20 protein-coding genes are annotated in these 19876 nt (G+C 71.2%); 9 read left to right on the top strand and 11 right to left on the bottom strand.

The features are described 5' to 3' along the window. Positions 1-113: 113 nt before the first annotated feature. Entirely contained in the window at positions 114-803 is a 690-nt protein-coding gene (locus ACZ7NC_RS19465) for a DUF899 domain-containing protein (RefSeq protein ID WP_471489828.1), read from the top strand. A 153-nt stretch (positions 804-956) separates the two neighbouring features. After that, positions 957-1145, top strand: coding sequence for a hypothetical protein (locus ACZ7NC_RS19460; protein ID WP_471489827.1), 189 nt, complete (start codon positions 957-959; stop codon positions 1143-1145). Positions 1146-1167: 22 nt separating this feature from the next. Here the strand turns inward: ACZ7NC_RS19460 and ACZ7NC_RS19455 are convergent, their stop codons facing one another. From ACZ7NC_RS19455 to ACZ7NC_RS19445, 3 genes are all read right to left on the bottom strand, one after another. Beyond that, positions 1168-3111: an ABC transporter ATP-binding protein gene (locus ACZ7NC_RS19455; RefSeq protein WP_471489826.1), complete on the bottom strand. Its 1944-nt coding sequence runs from the start codon at positions 3109-3111 to the stop codon at positions 1168-1170. A 151-nt stretch (positions 3112-3262) separates the two neighbouring features. After that, complete coding sequence (locus ACZ7NC_RS19450; RefSeq protein ID WP_471489825.1) at positions 3263-3697, bottom strand: hypothetical protein; 435 nt, start codon at positions 3695-3697, stop codon at positions 3263-3265. Beyond that, positions 3688-4323 carry an ATP-binding protein gene (locus ACZ7NC_RS19445; RefSeq protein WP_471489824.1) on the bottom strand — a complete coding sequence of 212 codons (636 nt, stop codon included), beginning with the start codon at positions 4321-4323 and terminating at the stop codon, positions 3688-3690. The genes ACZ7NC_RS19450 and ACZ7NC_RS19445 overlap by 10 nt, the downstream gene beginning before the upstream one ends. 225 nt (positions 4324-4548) lie before the next feature. Between ACZ7NC_RS19445 and ACZ7NC_RS19440 the strand changes: the two genes are divergently transcribed. Both ACZ7NC_RS19440 and ACZ7NC_RS19435 read left to right on the top strand, forming a co-directional pair. Beyond that, a complete protein-coding gene (locus tag ACZ7NC_RS19440; protein WP_471489822.1) occupies positions 4549-5409 on the top strand; it encodes a helix-turn-helix domain-containing protein in 861 nt (286 codons plus the stop codon). Beyond that, entirely contained in the window at positions 5410-5664 is a 255-nt protein-coding gene (locus ACZ7NC_RS19435; protein ID WP_062703874.1) for a DUF397 domain-containing protein, read from the top strand. It begins immediately after the preceding gene. A gap of 153 nt (positions 5665-5817) precedes the next feature. Here the strand turns inward: ACZ7NC_RS19435 and ACZ7NC_RS19430 are convergent, their stop codons facing one another. The 4 genes from ACZ7NC_RS19430 to pdxR all read right to left on the bottom strand — a co-directional run bounded on the left by ACZ7NC_RS19430 (position 5818) and on the right by pdxR (position 11878). Continuing rightward, the gene (locus ACZ7NC_RS19430; RefSeq protein ID WP_471489820.1) at positions 5818-6522 is read right to left on the bottom strand and encodes a protein-tyrosine phosphatase family protein; all 705 of its coding nucleotides are present in this window, start codon (positions 6520-6522) and stop codon (positions 5818-5820) included. Between the two features lie 101 nt (positions 6523-6623). After that, positions 6624-7544, bottom strand: coding sequence for a hypothetical protein (locus ACZ7NC_RS19425; RefSeq protein WP_471489819.1), 921 nt, complete (start codon positions 7542-7544; stop codon positions 6624-6626). Further along, on the bottom strand, positions 7541-9952 hold the full coding sequence (locus tag ACZ7NC_RS19420; RefSeq protein WP_471489817.1) for a PEP/pyruvate-binding domain-containing protein: 2412 nt from the start codon (positions 9950-9952) through the stop codon (positions 7541-7543). The genes ACZ7NC_RS19425 and ACZ7NC_RS19420 overlap by 4 nt, the downstream gene beginning before the upstream one ends. A gap of 405 nt (positions 9953-10357) precedes the next feature. Then, positions 10358-11878, bottom strand: a complete 1521-nt coding sequence (pdxR, locus tag ACZ7NC_RS19415; protein ID WP_471489816.1) for a MocR-like pyridoxine biosynthesis transcription factor PdxR — start codon at positions 11876-11878, stop codon at positions 10358-10360. 47 nt (positions 11879-11925) lie between these two features. Here pdxR and ACZ7NC_RS19410 point away from each other — a divergent pair, with 47 nt between their 5' ends. Further along, the gene (locus ACZ7NC_RS19410) at positions 11926-12435 is read left to right on the top strand and encodes a carboxymuconolactone decarboxylase family protein (RefSeq protein WP_471489815.1); all 510 of its coding nucleotides are present in this window, start codon (positions 11926-11928) and stop codon (positions 12433-12435) included. Between the two features lie 53 nt (positions 12436-12488). Here the strand turns inward: ACZ7NC_RS19410 and ACZ7NC_RS19405 are convergent, their stop codons facing one another. The 3 genes from ACZ7NC_RS19405 to ACZ7NC_RS19395 form a co-directional block, all read right to left on the bottom strand. Beyond that, positions 12489-13976, bottom strand: coding sequence for a glutamate synthase subunit beta (locus ACZ7NC_RS19405; RefSeq protein ID WP_471489813.1), 1488 nt, complete (start codon positions 13974-13976; stop codon positions 12489-12491). Positions 13977-14148: 172 nt separating this feature from the next. Continuing rightward, entirely contained in the window at positions 14149-14628 is a 480-nt protein-coding gene (locus tag ACZ7NC_RS19400; RefSeq protein ID WP_471489812.1) for an anthrone oxygenase family protein, read from the bottom strand. 401 nt (positions 14629-15029) lie between these two features. Continuing rightward, positions 15030-15725 carry a DUF2293 domain-containing protein gene (locus ACZ7NC_RS19395; protein WP_471489811.1) on the bottom strand — a complete coding sequence of 232 codons (696 nt, stop codon included), beginning with the start codon at positions 15723-15725 and terminating at the stop codon, positions 15030-15032. 162 nt (positions 15726-15887) lie between these two features. Here ACZ7NC_RS19395 and ACZ7NC_RS19390 point away from each other — a divergent pair, with 162 nt between their 5' ends. From ACZ7NC_RS19390 to ACZ7NC_RS19380, 3 genes are all read left to right on the top strand, one after another. Next, positions 15888-16526, top strand: coding sequence for a nucleoside/nucleotide kinase family protein (locus tag ACZ7NC_RS19390; RefSeq protein WP_471489809.1), 639 nt, complete (start codon positions 15888-15890; stop codon positions 16524-16526). A gap of 50 nt (positions 16527-16576) precedes the next feature. Next, complete coding sequence (locus ACZ7NC_RS19385) at positions 16577-16990, top strand: PPOX class F420-dependent oxidoreductase (protein WP_471489807.1); 414 nt, start codon at positions 16577-16579, stop codon at positions 16988-16990. 134 nt (positions 16991-17124) lie between these two features. Next, positions 17125-17562 carry a CBS domain-containing protein gene (locus ACZ7NC_RS19380; RefSeq protein WP_471489805.1) on the top strand — a complete coding sequence of 146 codons (438 nt, stop codon included), beginning with the start codon at positions 17125-17127 and terminating at the stop codon, positions 17560-17562. A 105-nt stretch (positions 17563-17667) separates the two neighbouring features. On the opposite strand, the gene corA is transcribed toward ACZ7NC_RS19380, so the two are convergent. Next, on the bottom strand, positions 17668-18795 hold the full coding sequence (corA, locus tag ACZ7NC_RS19375) for a magnesium/cobalt transporter CorA (protein ID WP_471489803.1): 1128 nt from the start codon (positions 18793-18795) through the stop codon (positions 17668-17670). 260 nt (positions 18796-19055) lie between these two features. Between corA and ACZ7NC_RS19370 the strand changes: the two genes are divergently transcribed. After that, positions 19056-19850 (top strand): methyltransferase domain-containing protein, encoded by a 795-nt coding sequence (locus tag ACZ7NC_RS19370; protein WP_471489801.1) that lies wholly within the window; start codon positions 19056-19058, stop codon positions 19848-19850. Positions 19851-19876: the final 26 nt, after the last annotated feature.

The following is a 19876-nucleotide window of genomic DNA, read 5'->3' as shown; positions in this document are numbered from 1 at the left end:
ACATGGATCGCGCCGACCGCCAAAAAACTTCGGAAGATTCTCCGTGGCGGCGATGAGTTCCGCCCTTCCAGCCGGTCACCACCCGGACGGACCGTTGCACAGGAGGGGCGCCCATGTCGCTTCCGGAGATCGTCTCGCGCGCGCAGTGGCGCGAGGCGCGTGAGGAACTGCTGGTCAAGGAGAAGGCGGCCACGCGCGCGCGTGACGCGGTTAACGCCGAGCGGCGCAGACTGCCCATGGTCGAGGTCGAGGAGGAGTACGTCTTCGAGGGCGGCGACGGCAAGGCCACCCTGCTCGACCTCTTCGAGGGACGGCACCAACTCGTCGTCTACCACTTCATGTTCGCCCCCGAATGGGACGCCGGCTGTCGCAGCTGCTCGGGGTTCCTCGACCAGATCGGGCATCCGGCCCATCTGAAGGCACGCGGCACCACTCTTGTCGCCGTCTCCCGGGCGCCGTTCACGCGGATTCTGCCGTTCAAGGCACGCATGGGTTGGACGTTGCCCTGGTATTCGTCGTACGGCACCGACTTCAACCTGGACTTCGAGGTGACCCTGGAGCACGAGGGCGAGCTGGTGGAGCGGCCCGGGATCAGCTGCTTCCTGCGGGACCGGGATCGCGTCTTCCACACCTACTCGACATACGAGCGGGGCCTGGACGGGCTGGGTTCGACCACCGGCTTCCTGGACCTCACGGCGCTGGGCCGGCAGGAGGAGTGGGAGGAGCCCAAGGGGCGCGCGTCGGCTCTCGGGGCGCCTGCGGGCAGTGAGCGCATCAGGTATCACGACGAGTACGAAGAGTGACACGATGCGTAACACTTGATCATCGAGCGTGAGCGAACGCTCACACATCGCGTTGAACGAGTGTCAACTACGTCTCAGTCCCGTCACTGAGCGAGGCGTTTCACCTCCGGCAGGCGTTAACTCCTACAAGTACGACGCTTATCGGAGGTCAGGATGGTGAACGGGCGAACAGTGCTCGAACGCTTTCCCGCGGGTGGACCACGAGGATCGTGGCCGGCGGAGGAGTTCGCGCACGCGCGGCGCATGGAGGGGCTGGCCGCCGAGGTCGTGATGGACCTCGCGACGGACGCGTTCCTGGTGATCGTCCGCGGCGGCGACGTAGCGATCGACGCCGCCGCGTGAGCCCTCGGCGACGGCGAGCCGGTCAGCCCGCCTTCGGTGCGGGCAGCCGTGCCGTGAACTGCTCGGCCTGGAGCGAGTACAACTCGGCGTAGACGCCGCCGGTGGCCAGTAGCTCGTCCGGTGAGCCGGACTCCACGAGCCTGCCCTGGTCGAGGACGTGCACCAGATCGGCGTGGCGGACGGACGCCAGCCGGTGGGTGATGAGCACGACCGTCTGGCCGGTGGAGGCCAGCGCGCGGATCTTCTCGAAGACCTCCAGCTCGGCCCGTGCGTCCAGAGCCGCCGTCGGCTCGTCCACGATGAGGATCCGGCCGCGCCGGTAGGCGGCCCGCGCGATCCCCAGCCGCTGCCACTGACCGCCGGACAGCTCGTGCCCGCCGTTGAACTGACGGGCCAGCAGGGTGTCCAGGCCGCGCGGCAGATCAGCCACCACCTCCTCGGCCCCGGCCTCGGCGACCGAGGTCGCCAGCCGTTCCTCGGTCAGGGGCGCGGAGGAGCGGCCCACGGCCACATTGACCCTCGCCGTGAACGGCCAGCGCTTGAAGTCCTGGGCCACCATCGCGATGCGCTCGGCGAGTTGGTGCCGGTCGGCGCCGGCCGCGTCGACGTCGTCCCAGAGGACGCGGCCCCGATCCGGTGTGTACAGCCCGGCGAGCAGCTTGACCAGGGTCGTCTTGCCGGAGCCGTTCTCACCGACCAGCGCGACGATCCGGCCGAGGGGCAGGGTGAGCGTGACGTCGTCGAGGGCGGGGCGGGCGGATTCGCCGGGGTAGGAGAAGGTGACGTTCTCGAAGCGGATCTCGCGGGGGTCGTCGGGCAGGGGTGCGCCGCCCACCGGAATCGCCCGTTCGGCCGCCTCGACGTACAGCCGCTGGAGATCGCCCACGAAGAGGGCCTCCTCATGGAGCGCGTTGACCTCCAGGACGAGCGTGTCGAGGCTGGCGGAGCCGGTGCGGATCGCGATGACGGCCGTACCCGCCACCGACAGTGCCATGGCGCCGGCGAGCAGCAGCCCGCCGAGCGTCGCGTACGTCGCCACGGTCGCGAGGCCCGTCCAGGTCGCCGCGATCAGCCCGGTGCGCGCCGCCAGCCGGGCCAGCCGGGCCTGCTCGGCCTCCGCCGTCTCCGACATCGCCCGGTAGTGGCGCAGCAGGAAGGGGCCCACACCGTGCACCCGGATCTCGGGCGCGGAGGCGGGCTCGGTCAGCAGCCCGCTGATCAGATGACCGGCGCGGGCGTGCTGCACCCAGGTGTGGAAGGACTCGTAGCGCCGCCGGGCGTTGGTCAGGGCGCTCCAGGCGCTGGGCAGCGTCATGGTGGCGAGCAGGGGGAGCAGGGCGGGGTGCAGCACGGTGAGCACACCGGCCGCGGCGATCAGCGAGATGGCCGCGTTCACGACACGGGCGCTGTACGAGATCATGCGGCGGGCGGAGGCGGCGCCGTACTGCGCGGTGTCCAGCAGCTTGTGGAAGGCGTGATCCTCGATCGCGGCGAGCTCCACGGCGGCGGCCCGCTCCAGATACAGCTCGGTCGCCACGCGTTCCACCTTGGGTTCCAGGCGCCCGGTGGCATACGTCGACGCGGCCCGCAGCAACGTGGAGACGACCATCACGGCGGCCATGGCGACAAGCGCCGGCGCGGCACCCCGTAACCGCTCCGCCAGCTCCCCGCCCTCGATCAGCCGTCCCAGCACACTGTTGACGGCGAGCAGCCCGACCGCCTGTGCCAGCCCTCGGCCCACCTCGGCCACCAGCACGGTCCGCGCGGCCCGCCGGTCGGCCTGCCAGGCCAGCCGGAAGCTCGACCCCAGCAGGGACGGCAGCCGCGTCACCATGGCCCTGAAGCCCAGCTCCAGAAAAGCGTCCCGGTGCTGGTTCCACCCCATGTCGTACCGCAGGGGACCCCCGAACAGCAGCTGCTCCGACTCCGAGACCCGCGGTTCACCGGCATCGCGTTTCTTCCGCACCCTGCACCCTCCCCCGACGGCCGCTCACGACGGAGGGCCACTATGGCGGGGCGGGAGCGTGAGAGGGAGAGCGTGAGTGGGGACGGGGGGTGCGCGCGGGCGTACGCCTTGAACGGGCGGCGGATCCTGAACGCTGATGCCCGGCGAAGCCCTAGGCGCTGATTTGTTTGGTCCAGGTCGGCGTGGTCCCCGTGACCCGGCACAACGCCAGATACAGCGGAATCGGCGGCGTGTAGGGCACCGTCCCGGCCGGCCGATGGATCAGCCGTGGCGCCTCCGGAACGACCGCCCCCGTCAGGTACCTCACCGACGCAGGCCACTCCAGCGCGTAGTCGGAGTCGGACGGGACGATCCACCACCAGTGCGCGTCGTCGGCGTACACGCACCCCACGCGCGGCAGCCGCGGCAGGATCAGTGGACCGAAGCGGGCGGGAACCGCCACCGCGTCGCAGCCCAGGGGAGCCGTCATCCCCTCCGGAACGGGCAGGCGGCGCGGGGTGGCCGGTGTGCGCATGCCGCGGCGAAGGCGGACCAGCGTGTCAAGGCTCAGCACCTGACCGCCGCCGGACGCGCCGCTCACAGCCATGCGGATCCCATTCCCCCGTCGTGCCGGGCCTGTGTCTCGTCCTCGTCGGAACCGCCAGGCGGGCCCGGCTTGGGCCGCGAGCCCCAGCCGAGGTCGTTGTAGGGACCGGTGCCGGCACCGGGCACGCCCCCGAAGCCGGCCCTACGCGGCAGATCGGCCCAGACCAGCAGTCCGGCTCCGTGCTCCTGGGTGCCCCACGCATGGCAGAGGGCGTCGATGAGGAGCAGTCCCCGCCCCTGTTCATCCTCGGGGCGCGCGGGCGACGGGTGAGGCTCACCCGGCGCGCAGCCCTCGTCGCGCACTGCTATTCGCACCAGTTCGGCACCGTCGTGCAGCTCGCACACTATGTGCTCGCTGGCGGTGTGCACGATCGCGTTGGTGACCAGCTCGGAGACGACCAGGGCCGCCGTGTCGCAGGTGTCCTCGCACACCGCCCACCCGTTCAGCCGCGCCCGGGTCAGACGTCTGGCCTGCGCGGGAGAACCCGGATGAGCGGCCAGCTCGAACCGGAACCGGCGCTCGGCACCGGCGGCCCGCTGGGGGCCGACTCCCGTGCCGGCACCGAGGTCGTGGGGGACCGCGGTGGCGTCTGTTCCTAAGGGCGGGGACGGAATCACGCTTGCCACTATCGCCTCGCCGTGAACACTTGGCAAGTGTCACTCTGAAAAATGCAGAGTGCTGTGTGACTCTCTGGAAGGCCGTGGCACACTGCTCGCAACAGCATGTCGAACGGCGCCAGTTGGGATCACCGAGGATCCATCGCGATCTTCGAATAGGTCTTCGAATGGCGCCGTCGGCCTGTCGGCCTGTCGGCGTCCGGTGGCGTAGGTGTTCATTCGTGGAGGTGGAGCGTGAGCGAGCCGCGGTCCGCACCGACGGTCGGTCAGGTCGTCCTGGGGCGGCGCCTGCTGGACCTGCGCGAACGCGCAGGGCTCAAGCGCGAGGAGGCCGCCCGCGTCCTCCGCGTCGCCCCCGCCACGATCCGCCGTATGGAGATGGCGGAGGTCGCGCTCAAGATCCCGTATCTCCAACTGCTCCTGAAGGCCTACGGCGTCTCCGAGGAGGAGGCCGAGGGCTTCGTACAACTGGCCGAGGACGCCAACAAGCCCGGCTGGTGGCAGCGGTTCCACGACATCCTGCCCGGCTGGTTCTCGATGTACGTCAGTCTGGAGGGCGCCGCCGGCCTCATCCGGTCCTACGAACCCCACTTCGTGCCCGGCCTGTTGCAGACCGAGGACTACGCGCGCGGCGTGCTGCTCTCGGGCGCCATCGGCCAGACCAGTCCCGACGACATCGAGCGCCATGTCGCCCTGCGCATGCAACGCCAGCAATTGCTCAGCCGCGAGGATGCGCCCCGGCTGTGGGTCGTGATGGACGAGACCGCGCTGCGCCGCCCGGTGGGCGGCCCGGAGGTGATGCGCGCCCAGATCGACAGGCTGCTTGAGGCCACGAAGCTGCCCAACGTGACGTTGCAGGTGGCCCCGTTCGCCAACGGGCCGCACCCCGGCACGTACGGGCCCTTCGTGCTGTTCCGATTTGCCATGTCAGAACTGCCGGACATGGTCTACAGCGAGTACCTGACCGGCGCCGTCTACCTCGACGCGCGCGCCGAGGTGGCGACCCACCTGGAGGTCATGGACCGCATGGCGGCGCAGGCCGCTACGGCACATCGCACGAAGGAGATCCTGCGGGATCTCCGCAAGGAGCTGTGAATGGATCGCATCAAGCCGCGCATACACGTCTACAACGGCATGCCCGCGCGGGACTTGGGCAGCGAGGGCTGGCACAAGCCGTGGAGCGGCGGCAACGGCGGCAACTGCCTGGAGGCGATGAAGCTCGCCGACGGCCGGATCGCCGTCCGCCAGTCGACGGACCCCGACGGGCCGGCGCTGATCTACACCACGGACGAGATGACGGCGTTCATCGAGGGCGCCAAGGCGGGGGAGGCGGACTTCCTCCTGTCCTGAGCCACTTGAGCCCTTGCCTGTCTCTCGCGCAACTTCCTTGATTTGGTGCTTAGTTGATAATCCATTGCGTCTTAAGCTTCTCAAGCATCTCACCCGGCGTCCCCGTAGCCAGTGCCCACGCCGTTGATCAGCGCCCAAGCTGTGACCAGCGGCTCAGAAGTACGACATGATGCGCCGCGGGGCGTCCAGCAGGCGGCTGACGACGAGCACCGGCAGCGGCGGCTGCTCCGCCTTGGCGGGGCTGAGGTTCAGCCCGTAGTAGATCTGCTCGATCGACGGCGGTCCGACCGCGAGGTTGCGCCGGACCGCTGTCGACGGCGACTCCTCACCGGTGTTCACGAGATACGCGGCGGCCATCGAGCCCGTACGGCCGACACCCGCGCCGCAGTGCACGAACACCGGGCCGGACGCCGTGGAGACCAGGTCGAGGAAGCGATGCACCTGCTTCGGCGACGGGGTCTGACCGTCACGGATCGGCAGGCGTACGACACTCAGCCCGGCGTCGCCCGGTTCGGCCAGCTCGGCCTTGCTCATGTCCTCGGCGCGCAGGTCCACGACGGTGGTGATGCCCATGCCCGCCAGCGCTCGGTAACCGGCCGGGGAGGGTGCGGAGCCGCGCCAGAGCCGGCCGTCGGGGTCGACCGGCTGGAAGTGGTTCACACCCTGGACGACGCGCGTTCCGGCGGGTGCGGGGGTCTCTGTTCGGGCCAGGTACGACAGACCCAGAATGCTACCGGCGCCGACTGCCCACAAAACGAAGTAACCGATCACGATGCCGACGAGGACCCGCAGCGCACGCTGCGACAGTGGGCGCTTGCGGAGGGCAGGCGGGGGCAGGGTAGCGGTGAGAACAGCCATGGGCGACCCGGGGGACTAGGGGACGTGGGCGCATATGGAGCGTACCCCGGGGATTGTGATCAATGGGCGTTACGTCCGTTTTGTGGGATAAGTCTCACTTATTATCGTGAGTCGTCGCCCGACTCCACGTCATTGACGGCGACCACCTGGAGGTGGGCGCGCTCCAGGGTCGCGTCCTCCAGGCAACCGCGCAGCCGCATCAGGTCATGGTCGGTGAGCGCGGGCCGTACGACCCCGGCGAACATGCCGTTCCCCAGATCGCCCAGCGGAGCGTGCCGAAGCGGTGCGGACGTGGAGTCGCGGCAGCCCTCCCAGATCTGCTGTGCGGCCAGCGCCCTGCGGCCGGCCGACATGTCCGTGCCCCGCAGGTCGACCTGGACCAGCATCGACGTCGCCTCGTGCTCGTTGGTCTCCTCCGCCCGGGTCTGGGTGAGGTCGGCGAGGCTCACGACCAGCGCGGCGAGCAGGGCGACGGAGAGGACGGCGACAGTGGTCACGCGTGCCGTACCGCGACCGGAACCCGCGCCCGGCGCCGGCAGGTCCTCCAGATCGCCGGGCGCCGCCGGATCGGGCGCGGACAGGACGGCCAGCCGTCCGGCCAGGCGCCGCTCGGCGGGCCTGGCCGTGGCCGACGCGACCTTCTGCACCACCCAGGCGAGCCCGGTCAGCATCACTCCGGCGACCATCAGCACCGGCACGAAGACGTACGACCGGTCCGCCGGGTCCTCCAGCCAGCGGAACCGTGTCTCCTCCCGTGCCAGGGCCGGTTCGCGCAGCCGTGTCAGCATGTCCTCCTGGCGGGCGTCCAGCTCGCGCTGCCGCCGGTCGGTGTCGCGCAGCCGATCCTCGATCCGGTTCAGCCGCCCCAGCGTCACCAGGCCGAACAGCATCACCTCGACGACCAGCAGCAACACCCCGCAGATCAGCGCCCGCTGCCACTGCCACCGGTACAGATAGACGATCAGGTAGGTGCCCGCGCCCGTCGCCGCGAGCGCACCGAAGACATACGCGATCTTCCTCATGACGCCTCCCCCGGTTCCACGTCACCGGCGGACCCGTCGACCGTCAGCCGCGAGCCCGGCGGGAAGCGACGAACGGCGTCCACGGCGCCGACGACCGCGGGGAGTCCGAACTCCCTCGCCAGGACGGCCAGATGCGACAACGGGCTGCCGGTCTGCGCGACCAGGCCGGTGAGGCCGGGCAGCAGCGGGGCCAGCGCGGGGTCCAGGGTGCGCACGACCAGCACGGCATCCGTCGGCCGTGGCCCCGTCCCGTCCCATACGGTCCCGACGGCACGCCCCGCGGACACGCCCCGCACACCGTCGCTGCGGCGGGTGTCGCGCCGGGCGGCGACGACCTGACCGTCCGCGAGCCGGAACTCGTCCGGCAGCGGGGGCGACGCGGGGCGCGGCATGCGCTCGTGGAGGTCGTCGGGCAGGGAGCCGCCGTCCAGTACGTCGGCCAGTTCCGCCCAGCGCAACAGGCTCACGCGCTCGACGCCGATCCCCAGCCGCCGCGCCGCCTCGCGGACGAGCCGCACCTGGAGTTCCTGCACCCAGCGGACACGGAGGCGGAGGGCTTCGCGGGGTGGGAGGGCGGTGACCGGGAGGGTTTGGGGGGTGGTGGGGGCGGTTGCCTGTGGGTGGGAGGGGGTGGGGGTGGTTGCCTGTGGGTGGGATGGGGTGGGGGTGGTTGCCTGTGGGCAGTGCGTGGCTGGGGTGGTCGTCTGTGGGCGGTGTGTGGCTGGGGTGGTGCCTGTGAATGCGGTGGCGTAGATGGCCAGCCGTGCATCGTGCGCCGCCGGCCTCGGTGCTTGCCCGGCGTCGGTCGTCCCAGGTGTGGGTGCGGGCGCAGGCGGAAGGGCGGCCTCCGGCAGCTTCCCCGGGCCCCGCAGGCTCGGGGCGGTGAGGGCCAGGACGACCGGGTCCGTGGCGATCACCTGGTCGTCGGGTACGCCCCGTGCGCGGGCGTCAGCCAGTGCGGTGAGGGCCGTGCCGGCCGCTGTGCGGCTCTTGGGCCGTTCGTGGAGGAGCGCGCCCGCGAGGGCTTCCTGGGCGTGCAGCGAGACCAGGGCCCGGCGGGTCCAGCGGAGCTCCGCGGCGAGGGCGGAGCCGGAGAGCGCGCCCGGTGACGGGATCTCGGCGAGGCGGCGGTCGACGTCGGCGGCGAGGTCGGTGGCCAGTCCGGGCAGGGCGGAGGTGAGGCGCCCCACTCGCCAGGCCGCGGTGAGCCGGCGCGCTCCGGGTGCCGGGTTGAGCAGCGCGAGCCAGCGGTGCCGTGGCGGCACGGCGCCGAGGAGGCGCAGGTCGGCTGCCGCGCGCCCCCCGACAGTCGTGACCGTCGGCACCTCCCTGAGCAGCCGGCGAGGTGCCGTACCCCCGATGTCGAGCGCGGCGGCGAGGCCGCGGGCCATCGGCGCCACCCACAGGTCCTCCTCCAGCGGCGCGAGCTGTTCGGGCAGCGTCTCCGCCACCGGACCGGGCCCGAGCAGCCGTGCCCCGCGCGTCGGCCGGGCCGCCATCGCGGTGATCGGCCTGCTCTGGAACAGCCACAGCCGCCCGTCCGCGTCGAACCCGAACTCGACGTCCTGCGGCCCGCCGAACACCCGCCGGACCCGGTGCGCGAGCCGCGCCAGGCGGAACAGCTCGGCGCGCGTGAGCAGTGAGCCGACTCCTGGGGGCGCGAGGTGCCGATCCGTCGGCTCGACTCGCGGGTCTGCCGGCTCGACCGGCGGTTCCGGCGGCGCGACCGGAGGCTCTCCCGCGGCCTCCGTCCACATGTCCTCGGCGGACTCGGTCCGCAGCAGTCGTCCGTGCCCGCTCAGCCAGTAGTTGATGCCGTTCCGCGTGCCGCTGACCAGGCTGTCCGGCCCGCCGCGCACCGCGCTGACCAGCATCCGGTCCGCTCGCCCGGCGATCGGGTCGGCACCGAACATCACCCCGCCGACCCGAGCGGCCAGCATGGGCTGCACCAGCACCGCCATGGGCGCCGCGCATCCGTCGGCACGGCGCGCCGAGTCCAGCACGGTCTGTACGGCCGTAAGGAAGTCCCGCCAGCCGCGCACATCCAGCACCGACGCGAACCGACCCGCGAGGGACGACTCCTCGGTGTCCTCCTGGGGTGAGGAGGACCGTACGACGAGCGGGCGGGTGCCGCCGTCGGAGAGTTCGTCCCATGCGCGCCGCAGGGCGATCATGTCGCCGTTTCCCTGGTGCGGGATCACGAACCCGGGCAGCACGGGCAGTCCGGCGCGGGCAGCGCGGGCGAGATTCGCGGCCTTGGACCCCATCAGGCGGGGGAGTGCCGTGCCGGACTGGTTCAACGGGACCACGGCCGGGCCGTACACCTCGGCCTGGCCGAGGGCGACTTCGCCCCCGTGCTCTTCCCCGCAGCGGGCACCTTCACCATGACGTTCATCGACCGTCGTCATCGCACACCCTCCAGGACCGACCGCCAACAGGGGGGACGCGCGGGGGTGGCCCTGCGCCTGACGACGGAACGAAGGATGGGGGCGAGCCGTCGGCGCCCCGGTCAGGGTCCGACTACAACACGCCTCCTGCTCCGACGATCCCACTCCTGTTCGACCGCATGTAGCCCGGAAGCCACTTTTCGGATAGATAGGAGAACAAATCCGAGCGCGGCAGTATGCCGGGTCGGGACGACTCATCCAGCGGCAGTAGCCCCCGGATCCTTCGTGAGCAGGACCGGGCGGGGGCGGTTCCTCCGCGGGCAGGATTGCGGTGCGGGGCGAGGGCCTCGGCGGGCTTGCGGTCCGGGGGCGTGACCCTGCGCTGCACTGCGCCCGTGCCCTGTGCCCTGTGCCCGAGGCAGGGCATCAGCCCTCGTCCTGCCCAGGCTCGTCGTCTGGCGGCAGCACCCCGCACAGCGCCTCCAGCGCGGCCCCGTACGCGTGCTCCGAGGGTGTGGCGTAGCCGACGACGATGCCGTCGCGGGCCGGCATGTCCGGCTCCGTCGCCGCCGGGTGCCGGAACTCGGCGAGGCCGTCCAGGGCGATGCCCTGCCAGGTGGCGGCCTTGACCGTGGACCGCTCGGTGCCGGGCGGCAGCCGCAGCACCGCGTGGAGTCCGGCGGCCACACCCCTGACCTCGATATGCGGCGCGTGCGAGGCCAGGGCGGCCACGAGGCGGTCGCGGCGGCTCCGGTACCGCTGCCGCATCCGCCGTACATGACGGTCGTACGCCCCGGAGACGATGAAGTCGGCGAGGCTCAGCTGGTCGAGGACGCTCGCCCACGCCTCGCGCTCGCCCTTGGCCGCGAGTACGTCACCGACGTACCGCTCCGGCAGCACCATCCACCCGAGCCGCACCGCCGGCGACAGACTCTTGCTGACCGAGCCGATGAAGATCACCCGCTCGGGGTCCAGGCCCTGGACCGCGCCGACGGGCTTGCGGTCGTAGCGGAACTCCCCGTCGTAGTCGTCCTCCAGTACCACGCCGCCACGCGCGCGTGCCCAGTCGATCACGGCGGCCCGGCGCTCGGGGTGCAGCGGGCCACCGGTCGGGAACTGGTGCGCGGGCGTGAGCAGCACCGCCCGCTCGCGTGCCAGCCGGTCTATGCGGGCGCCGTCGTCGTCGAGGGGGAGCGGTACGGTCCGTACGCCGGCGGCGGCGAGCAGTTCGCGGTGGAAGCCCAGCCCGTACGCCTCCACGGCCAGCGGGCCGCGCAGCACACCGCCGCCACCACCTCTGTCCTGGCCGAACAGCAGTCGCAGGGCGTGGGCGAAGCCGGAGCAGATCACGATCCGGCCCGGCTCGGTGCGTACGCCGCGCGCGCGTGCCAGGTAGTCGGTGAGCGCCTCCCGCAGTTCGAGGCGCCCGGCGGGATCGCCGGGTCCGAAGACCTCGTTCGGTGCCTGCTGAAGGGCCCGCCGATAGGAGGCCAGCCAGGCCGCACGCGGGAACGCCGACGCGTCCGGTGTGCCCTGCCGCAGGTCGTGCCGAGGCCCACGCGCGCGTGGAGGGGTTTTACGGGGCAACCGCTCGGCCTGCCGGGAGGGCTCGGCGCTCCCCCACTGCCTGGAGGGCGTGGGACGTACCCCCATGGCCACCCGCGTCCCCGAGCCCTGCCGGGCGGTGAGCCAGCCCTCGGCGACCAGCTCCGCGTACGCGTCGGCCACCGTGTTGCGGGCCACCCCGAGGTCGGCGGCGAGCGAACGGTACGGCGGCAGCCGGGTGCCGGGCGCGAGCCGCCCACTGCGCACGGCCTCGCGCAGCGCGCGGATCAGCGCGGCCCGCCGCCCGCCGGGCCCGGACGACCCCGAGGGATCCGCCGGGTCCAGGTCCAGGTGCAGGTCGGCGCCGATCCGCTCCGCCGAATTGACCCACGATTTCGCCATGGAAATGCACCCTACAGTCGGTCTTTCCGGCTCGTAGGTTGATTCACATGACGACGAACACGATCGACGCCAAGCTGGCCCAGTCCATCAACGAGGCCCAGGCCACCCGCACTCGCCTGGACCTCGCCAAGTCCGCCCCGAAGGTCTTCCGTGCCATCGTCGGCTTCGACGCGGCCGCCCGCGAGGGCCTGGACCCGGCGCTCGTCGAACTGATCCAGATCCGTGCCTCACACCTCAACCACTGCGCCTACTGCCTCCACATGCACACCAACGACGCCCGCAGGGCCGGCGAGAGCGAGGACCGCCTGCACCTGGTCGCCGTGTGGCGCGAGGCCCGTCACTTCTTCACCGAGAAGGAGCAGGCGGCCCTGGCCCTGACGGAGGCGGTGACCCTGGTGGCCGACGGAGGGGTCCCGGACGAGGTCTACGCACAGGCGGCGGCCCACTTCGACGAGGGGGAACTGGCCCATGTCCTCGCCCTGATCATGACGATCAACACCTGGAACAGGGTGGCGCTCGCCACGGGGAAGGTGGCGGGGACGGACGAGCGGCGCTAGGCCGGGCGAGAGTCGTCCGGGGGCGTCCTGGGGGCCCGGGGTCGCCCGGGGGCCTACACCGTCATCGGCCGGTCGTACGGAGATATGGGCGCCGGCAACCGCGAACTCCCCGTCAGATAGTGGTCGACGGCCGCCGCCACCGACCGCCCCTCGGCGATCGCCCACACGATGAGCGACTGCCCCCGGGCGGCATCCCCCGCGGCGAACACCCCGGGCACGTTCGTCGCGAACCCGGCATCCCGCGTGATCGTGCCGCGCGGCTCCATCTCCAGCCCCAGCTGCTCGATCAGCCCGTCCGTGCGGTCGGGTCCGGAGAAGCCGAGGGCGAGCAGCACAAGGTCGGCGGGCAGCGTCCGCCCGCTGTCCGGCAGGGGGCGGCGCCCGGCGTCCACCTCGACCAGGTGCAGTGACCGTACGTGTCCGTCGTCGTCGCCCGTGAAGTGGAGCGTGGACGCCGCGAACAGCCGCGCGTCCGCGTCCGCCGCCAGCGCCGTCTCCAGCTCGCGCGCCTCCTCGTGCGCTGCCGAGAGACGGTAGATCTTCGGATACGTCGGCCAGGGTTCGGCGTCCTCGTCCCGCTCGGCGCCCGGCTGGGCGTAGATGTCCAGCTGAGTCACGGACGCGGCGCCCTCCCGCACGGCGGTGCCCAGACAGTCGGCGCCCGTGTCCCCGCCGCCGACGATGACGACGTGCTTGCCGGCGGCGGACATGGGGGACGTCTCCAGATCCCCCTCGCGCACCCGGTTGGACAGCGGCAGATACGCCATCGCCTGCTCGACGCCGCTCAACTCCCGCCCAGGAACGGTGAGTTCGCGCCAGGCCGTCGCCCCGGTGGCGATCACCACGGCGTCGTAACGCGACCGCAGCTCGGCCGCCCCGATGTCCCTCCCGACCGCCGTCGACGTACGGAACTTGGTCCCCTCGGCCCGCATCTGCTCGATCCGCCGTTCAAGATGGTGCTTCTCCATCTTGAACTCGGGGATGCCGTACCGCATCAGCCCGCCGATCCGGTCGTCCTTCTCGTACACGGCGACCGTGTGTCCAGCCCGGGTCAGCTGCTGCGCCGCCGCCAGCCCCGTGGGCCCCGAGCCGATGACCGCGACCGTCCGTCCCGACAGCCGGTCCGGCGGCCGAGGCGGCGTGAAGCCCTCCTCCCACGCCCGGTCGGCGATGGCGCACTCGACGTTCTTGATGGTGACGGCCGGCTGATTGATCGCCAGCACACACCCCGCCTCGCACGGCGCCGGGCACAACCGCCCGGTGAACTCGGGGAAGTTGTTGGTCGCGTGCAGCCGGTCCGACGCCGCCCGCCAGTCCTCCCTGGACACCAGGTCGTTCCACTCGGGGATCAGATTGCCCAGCGGGCAGGCTTCGTGGCAGAAGGGGATCCCGCAGTCCATGCACCGGTCGGCCTGCTTGCTGATGATGGGCAGCAGCGCCCCCGGGACGTACACCTCGTCCCAGTCCCTGACCCGCTCCTCCACGGGCCGGCGGGGCCAGTCCTGGCGGGGGGTGGTCATGAAGCCCTTGGGATCGGCCATGGCCGTCTACCTCGTGCGCGTGTGACGTGCTGGAGCCGTGCGTCGTCGGGCGGCACTCTTCCCGCAACGATACGTCCCGTCGGCCACGTGCGCAGAGCGGGCGGACAGCGCTTTCTCGGTCGGGCCGGTCGGGTCGGTCGGGCCGGTCCACCCGGGACTCCCGCCTCCCCGGTCAGCTGATGGCCAGCACGTACGACACCGTCGCGGCGGCCGAGGCGACCGTCCGGACGTGATTCCACGCCGTCCACTCCCGCACATACGTCGGCCAGTAGTCGGCCGCCTCCTGGGTGCCCGGCTCCAGCTTCAGCAGCGCGTCGTTGCGGGGCACGTTCGCCACCAAGGTCACCCCGAACGAGCCGAACAGATACAGCGCACTGCCCAGCAGCAGCTCCACCGTCCCCTCGTCCGGCCAGAGCACGAACGTCACCACGGCGATCACCGCGCACAGCACCGCCGACCCGACGAACACCAGCATGAACGCAGGCATCAGAGCGGTCACATTGATCGCCCGCATCGCGGCGATGCCCTGCGCGGGCGGCAACGAGGCGAGCCCTCGCATCACGAAGGTCGAGAAGGCGCAGAACACCCCCGCCACGAGTCCGGTCCCGACCACACCGATCACGATCAGTACGAAGTACGGCCCATCGATCATGTCAACGTCAACTCCCGCATCCCGCCGGGATCCTGCCCGGTCCGGTCCGTCACCTCAAGTGAAATCCTGTACGACAACAGTGACCATGGCCGAGCGACGCGAGCCCATACGCGAGCGTCCAGTCGGACGAAGGCCAGGCCCCATGCCTTGCGGAAGGGCACGCCGGGGCGGCGCGCTTCCCGGCCGGTGGGCGCGCTTCCAGGCCGGTGGACGCGGACGCGGAGGCGGACACGGACGCGGACACGGGGGCGGGGGTGGACACGGGGGCGGGGGCGCACTTCCTGCGTGCGGGACATGGGGCCGGGGGACGCACGCCCCGCGTGCAGGACATGAGGGCGGGGGACACACGTCCCGCGTGCGTTCCTCTGATCCCGCACCTCCCCGGGTCATCGCCCTCACCGTCAGCCGACCTCGGACACCTCCCCCCGCCACGCCCGCAACGTCGTCTCCACCGCCGCCCTGATCCGCCGCCGAGCCTCGTGCCGCGGCACCCCGCTCATCAGCAACTGGTCGTACGGCGTATCCATGTGCCGCACCGACGCCACGACCGCCGACGTCACCGCCACCTCGGACAACGCCCGCCCCGCCGCGCTCCGCCCCACCCGGCCACTGCCCCGCACCGACGCATGCGCGGCGATGTCCCGCGCCCGGTCCGCCGGGCACCCCGGGAAGAGCCGCCGTATCTCCGCCGCGAACGCCTCCGTGAACCGCACGTCCTCCAGCGCCCGGCGTCGCGCGTCCCGCACCCTGCGCCGCCGCCGTGCCTCGGCGTCCACGAGGCACCGCGCCTCGGCCCGGGCGAGCCCCGCCTCCTCCACGAGAACGCCCTGCCGCTCGTAACGGCCCTTGCGCCGGTTGAACCGCACGACCACCGCAGACAGCGCACTCTCCTCCCGGGACCGACGCGTCAACGCCGTGTCGCCGCGCGGCAGGAACACCAGATGCCCGAGGTCGGCGCAGTCCAGACACCGGGGCGCCCCGTCCTCCAGCAAGAGCATCTGCAACGGCCCCGCATGACACTCCGCGCAGAGCCGCCGCTTGAGGGGTTGGATGACGAGAAGACCGGTTCGGGACCGGGGAGTTGTGCGGGGTGCCATATGGGGTTCATTCCCCTCGACGTGAGGCTCGGGAACTCGCTGCTGGGGCGTCGCGCAGCAGCACCGGCTGGTTGCTCCCGGAGGGGAACCGAGAGGCGCCGGCGCCCTTCTTCCCGCAGACCGCAACGCACCCCACCCTCCGCCTGTCGCATCATGGGCCGTGTGCGACTGGAAGCGATCACCTGGGACCGGCTCGGCGATCTGCTGGCCGAGAGGCTGCTCGACCTGAAGCCGGCCGACGGCAGCCCTTGGCCGCGCGTCGCCTTCGACGGCGCCCCGGCGGCTCGTCCGGGCGACCTCGCCGAGCGGGTGGGGGAAGCGCTGCGCATACGCGGCCGCCCTTCGCTCGCCGTCGGTATGGAGGGCTTCCTGCGCCCTGCCTCGGTCCGCCTGGAGTACGGCCACCGGGACGTGGAGGCCTACTACGACGGCTGGTTCGACACGCCTGCCCTGTGGCGCGAGGTCTTCGGCCCTCTCGAACCCGGCGGCGACGGGCGCGTCCTGCCCGATCTGTGGGACCCGGTCGCCGACCGGGCCACCCGCAGCCCCTACGTCCAACTCCCGCCCGGCGGCTTCCTGTTGCTGCACGGCCCCCTCCTCCTGCGTCACTGGTTCCCCTTCGATCTGACCGTCCATGTCCTCCTCTCACCCGGCGCCCTGCGCCGCCGCACCCCCGAGGACGAGCACTGGACCCTCCCCGCCTTCGAGCGCTACGACCAGGAGACCGACCCCGGCACGGCCGACGTCCTGGTGCGTGCCGACGATGCACGGCGCCCGGCCTGGAGCGGCGGAGGAGAGTGATCCACCAAAACCCCTTCTATATGCACGTGCATTTAAATATGCTGGCGTTCATGACGCCCCCCACGAGTGATCCGATCCCCTTCGGCGACTCCGTCCGCTCCCTGCTGGACGGCAGGAACTTCGCCAGCGTGGCCACGCTCGGCCCCGACGGCGGCCCTCAGAACTCGGTGGTCTGGATCAAGCGCGAGGGCGACACCGTGCTCTTCTCGTCCGTGGACGCCCGCCAGAAGGTGCGCAACCTCCGCCGCGACCCCCGCATCAGCGTCTCGGTCTACGACCTCACCAATCCCTACTCCTCCGTCGAGATCCGCGGCACCGCCGAGATCCTCCCGGACGAGGCCAAGCGGCTCCCGTTCGAGCTCTCGCACAAGTACCTCGGTATCGACCCGCCCGCCGAGGACGACGACGAGGCCCGCGTGATCATCCGCGTCGTACCGCGGAAGATCGTGCGCTTCTCGGCCTGACCGCCGACTGCGGCCCGCATCCATTACCGCTCGGTTCCAGGTGCATGGGCCGGACGCCACGGCGAGAATGAAGGGCGCCGGGACTAGCGGTGCGTCCTGCGCCGCGCCGGCCGTCCGGCATCGGGAGGTAGTCCATGACCACCGCCGGAGACATCATGCACCGAGGCGCCCAGTGGATCCCCGCTCACGAGACCCTGGACCGCGCCGCCCAGTTGATGCGTGATCTGGGCGTCGGGGCCCTGCCCATCAGCGACCAGAACGAAAGGCTCTGCGGCATCCTCACCGACCGTGACATCGTCATCGGCTGTGTGGCCATGGGCCACGACCCGAGCAAGGTCACCGCCGGCGAGATGGCTCAGGGCACCCCGCGCTGGATCGATGCGAGTGCCGACATCAGCGACGTGCTCCGGGAGATGAAGGAGCACCAGATCCGCCGGCTCCCCGTCATCGACAACAAGCGCCTCGTCGGCATGATCAGCGAAGCCGATCTGGCCCGGAGCCTGTCGGAGGACGAGATCGGCCTGTGGGTCGAGAGCGTCTATGCCATGGGCGCGTCGCCGACGACGCACTGACCGGGCGAAGGCCCTGCCACCTGTGTGCCGTTCCCGTCCGGCCGGCCGTGCCGGACGGGAACGCGCCACAGTCGGGTCGGAGCCGTCAGAATCCGGCCGGAGTCGTCAGAGCCATCCGTTGCGCCGGAAGCCGCGGTGCAGCAGCACACACGCGACGGCCATCACGCCTATGACCAGCGGATAGCCGAACGTCCAGCGCAGCTCCGGCATGTAGTCGAAGTTCATGCCGTAGACCCCGCACACCATCGTCGGTATCGCGATGATCGCGGCCCAGGCCGTGATCTTCCGCATGTCCTCGTTCTGCGCGACGGTGACCTGTGCCAGGTGTGCCTGGAGGATCGAGTTGAGCAACTCGTCGAAGGCGGCTATCTGGTCCTTGGCCCGCAGCAGATGGTCGGAGACGTCGCGGAAGTAGGCCTGTATCTCAGGCTCGACGACCCTGATGGGCGTCGTGGCCAACTCCTCCAGCGGCCGGCTCAGCGGAACCACGGCCCGCTTCAGCTCCAGCAGTTCCCGCTTGAGCTGGTAGATCCGCCCGGGGTCGGCCCGCGCCCCGTTCTCCGCGAACACTTCCGTCTCGACCACGTCGATGTCCTCCTGCACCGCGTCGGTGACGTTGAGATAGTCGTCGACCACGTGGTCCGCGATGGCGTGCAGCACCGCCGCGGGTCCCTTGGCGAGCTGCTCGGCGTTCGACTCCAACTCCTCGCGCAACGGGCCCAGCGAGCCGTGCCGCCCGTGGCGCACCGTGATGACGAAATCCTTGCCGACGAACACCATGATCTCGCCCGTGTTCACGACCTCGCTGGTCGCCGTGAGCTTCTCGTGCTCGACGTAGCAGACGGTCTTGAACACCGCGAACAGCGTCTCGTCGTACCGCTCCAGCTTCGGTCGCTGATGGGCCTCGACGGCGTCCTCGACCGCCAGCGGGTGCAGGTCGAACAGCTCGGCGATGCCCGCGAACTCCTGGTCCGTCGGCTCGTGGAGGCCGAGCCAGACGAAACCTCCACCGCGCTTGCGTACTCTCTGTACGACGTCGACCAGTTCACCGCTCTCCGGGAACCGCACACCGTCCCGGTATGTCACGCAGTTCACCACCGAGGAGCCCAGCGGGGACCTGGCGGGGTGGCTGAGGTCGACGCGGGGACGGCGTCGAGCCAGCCGTGCCACCTTGCGCAGGCCGCCGACCTTGCTGAGGCCCGTGACCTTTCGCAGATTCCCTGCCATGGACATCTGGATCTCCTTGCGTGGATCCCTCGCGCCGCATCCCTGCGCCTTGGCCTGCCAGTTTGCCAGCCGGTGGTGAGTGATGGGTAAGCCTGTGGGAACAGGCAATTCCGCTTTGTTCCCCCCTGTGGACAACCGGCTGTCCACCCAGGTAGGACGCATCCCCTGTCTGGCCGGATGCAATCTCCCTGACGGACGTCCGCCATCTCGTCGTAGGCGCCGCGTCGCCCGCTCATCACGACCGGGGCAACTGGGATGATCGCGCCATGACGCGAAACGACGGATATCTCCTCGACAACCGGCAGACCGAGGCGGGCGAGCGTTTCGACGCCTTCGCCACCCTCTTCGACCCCACGACCTTCCGTCACCTCGAAGGATTCGGTATCGGACCCGGCTGGCGCTGCTGGGAGGTCGGCGCCGGCGGCACGTCCGTCGTGTCCTGGATGGCCAAGAAGGTCGGCCCGACCGGGCGGGTGGTCGCGACCGACATCGACACCTCTCAATTCGCCTCCGCCGCCCGGCCGCCGGTGGAGGTCCGCGTCCACGACGTGAGCGCCGAGGCACCGCCGGGGGAGGGGTTCGACCTGGTGCACGCCCGGCTCGTCCTCGTCCATGTGCCCGACCGGGAACGGGCGTTGCGCTCGATGATCGAGTCCCTGCGCCCCGGCGGACGACTCCTGGTCGAGGACGCCGACCCCACCCTCCAGCCCCTCATCTGCCCCGACGAGTACGGCCCCGAGCAGCAACTCGCCAACCGGCTGCGCCACGGCTTCCGCAAGCTCCTCGCCGACCGCGGCGCCGACCTCTCCTACGGCCGCAGGCTCCCGCGTCTGCTCCGCGAGGCCGGTCTGCGCCAGGTGACGGCCGACGCGTACTTCCCGATCACCTCGACCGCCTGTGCAGCTCTGGAGTCCGCCACGATCCGCCAGATCCGCGACCAACTCGTCACCGAGGGCCTCGCCACGGACCCGGACATCGACCGCCACCTCGCGAACGTAGCCACCGGCACGATGGACCTGGCCACGGCCCCGCTGATCTCGGCGTGGGGGCGCAAGGCGTAGTCGGCGTGGCGCGGCGCTTGGCCCGG

This window comes from Streptomyces sp. NPDC111802, from assembly GCF_055634335.1.
The sequence above is the reverse complement of the archived record's forward strand: the minus strand, read 5'-3'. Positions and strand labels throughout refer to the sequence as shown.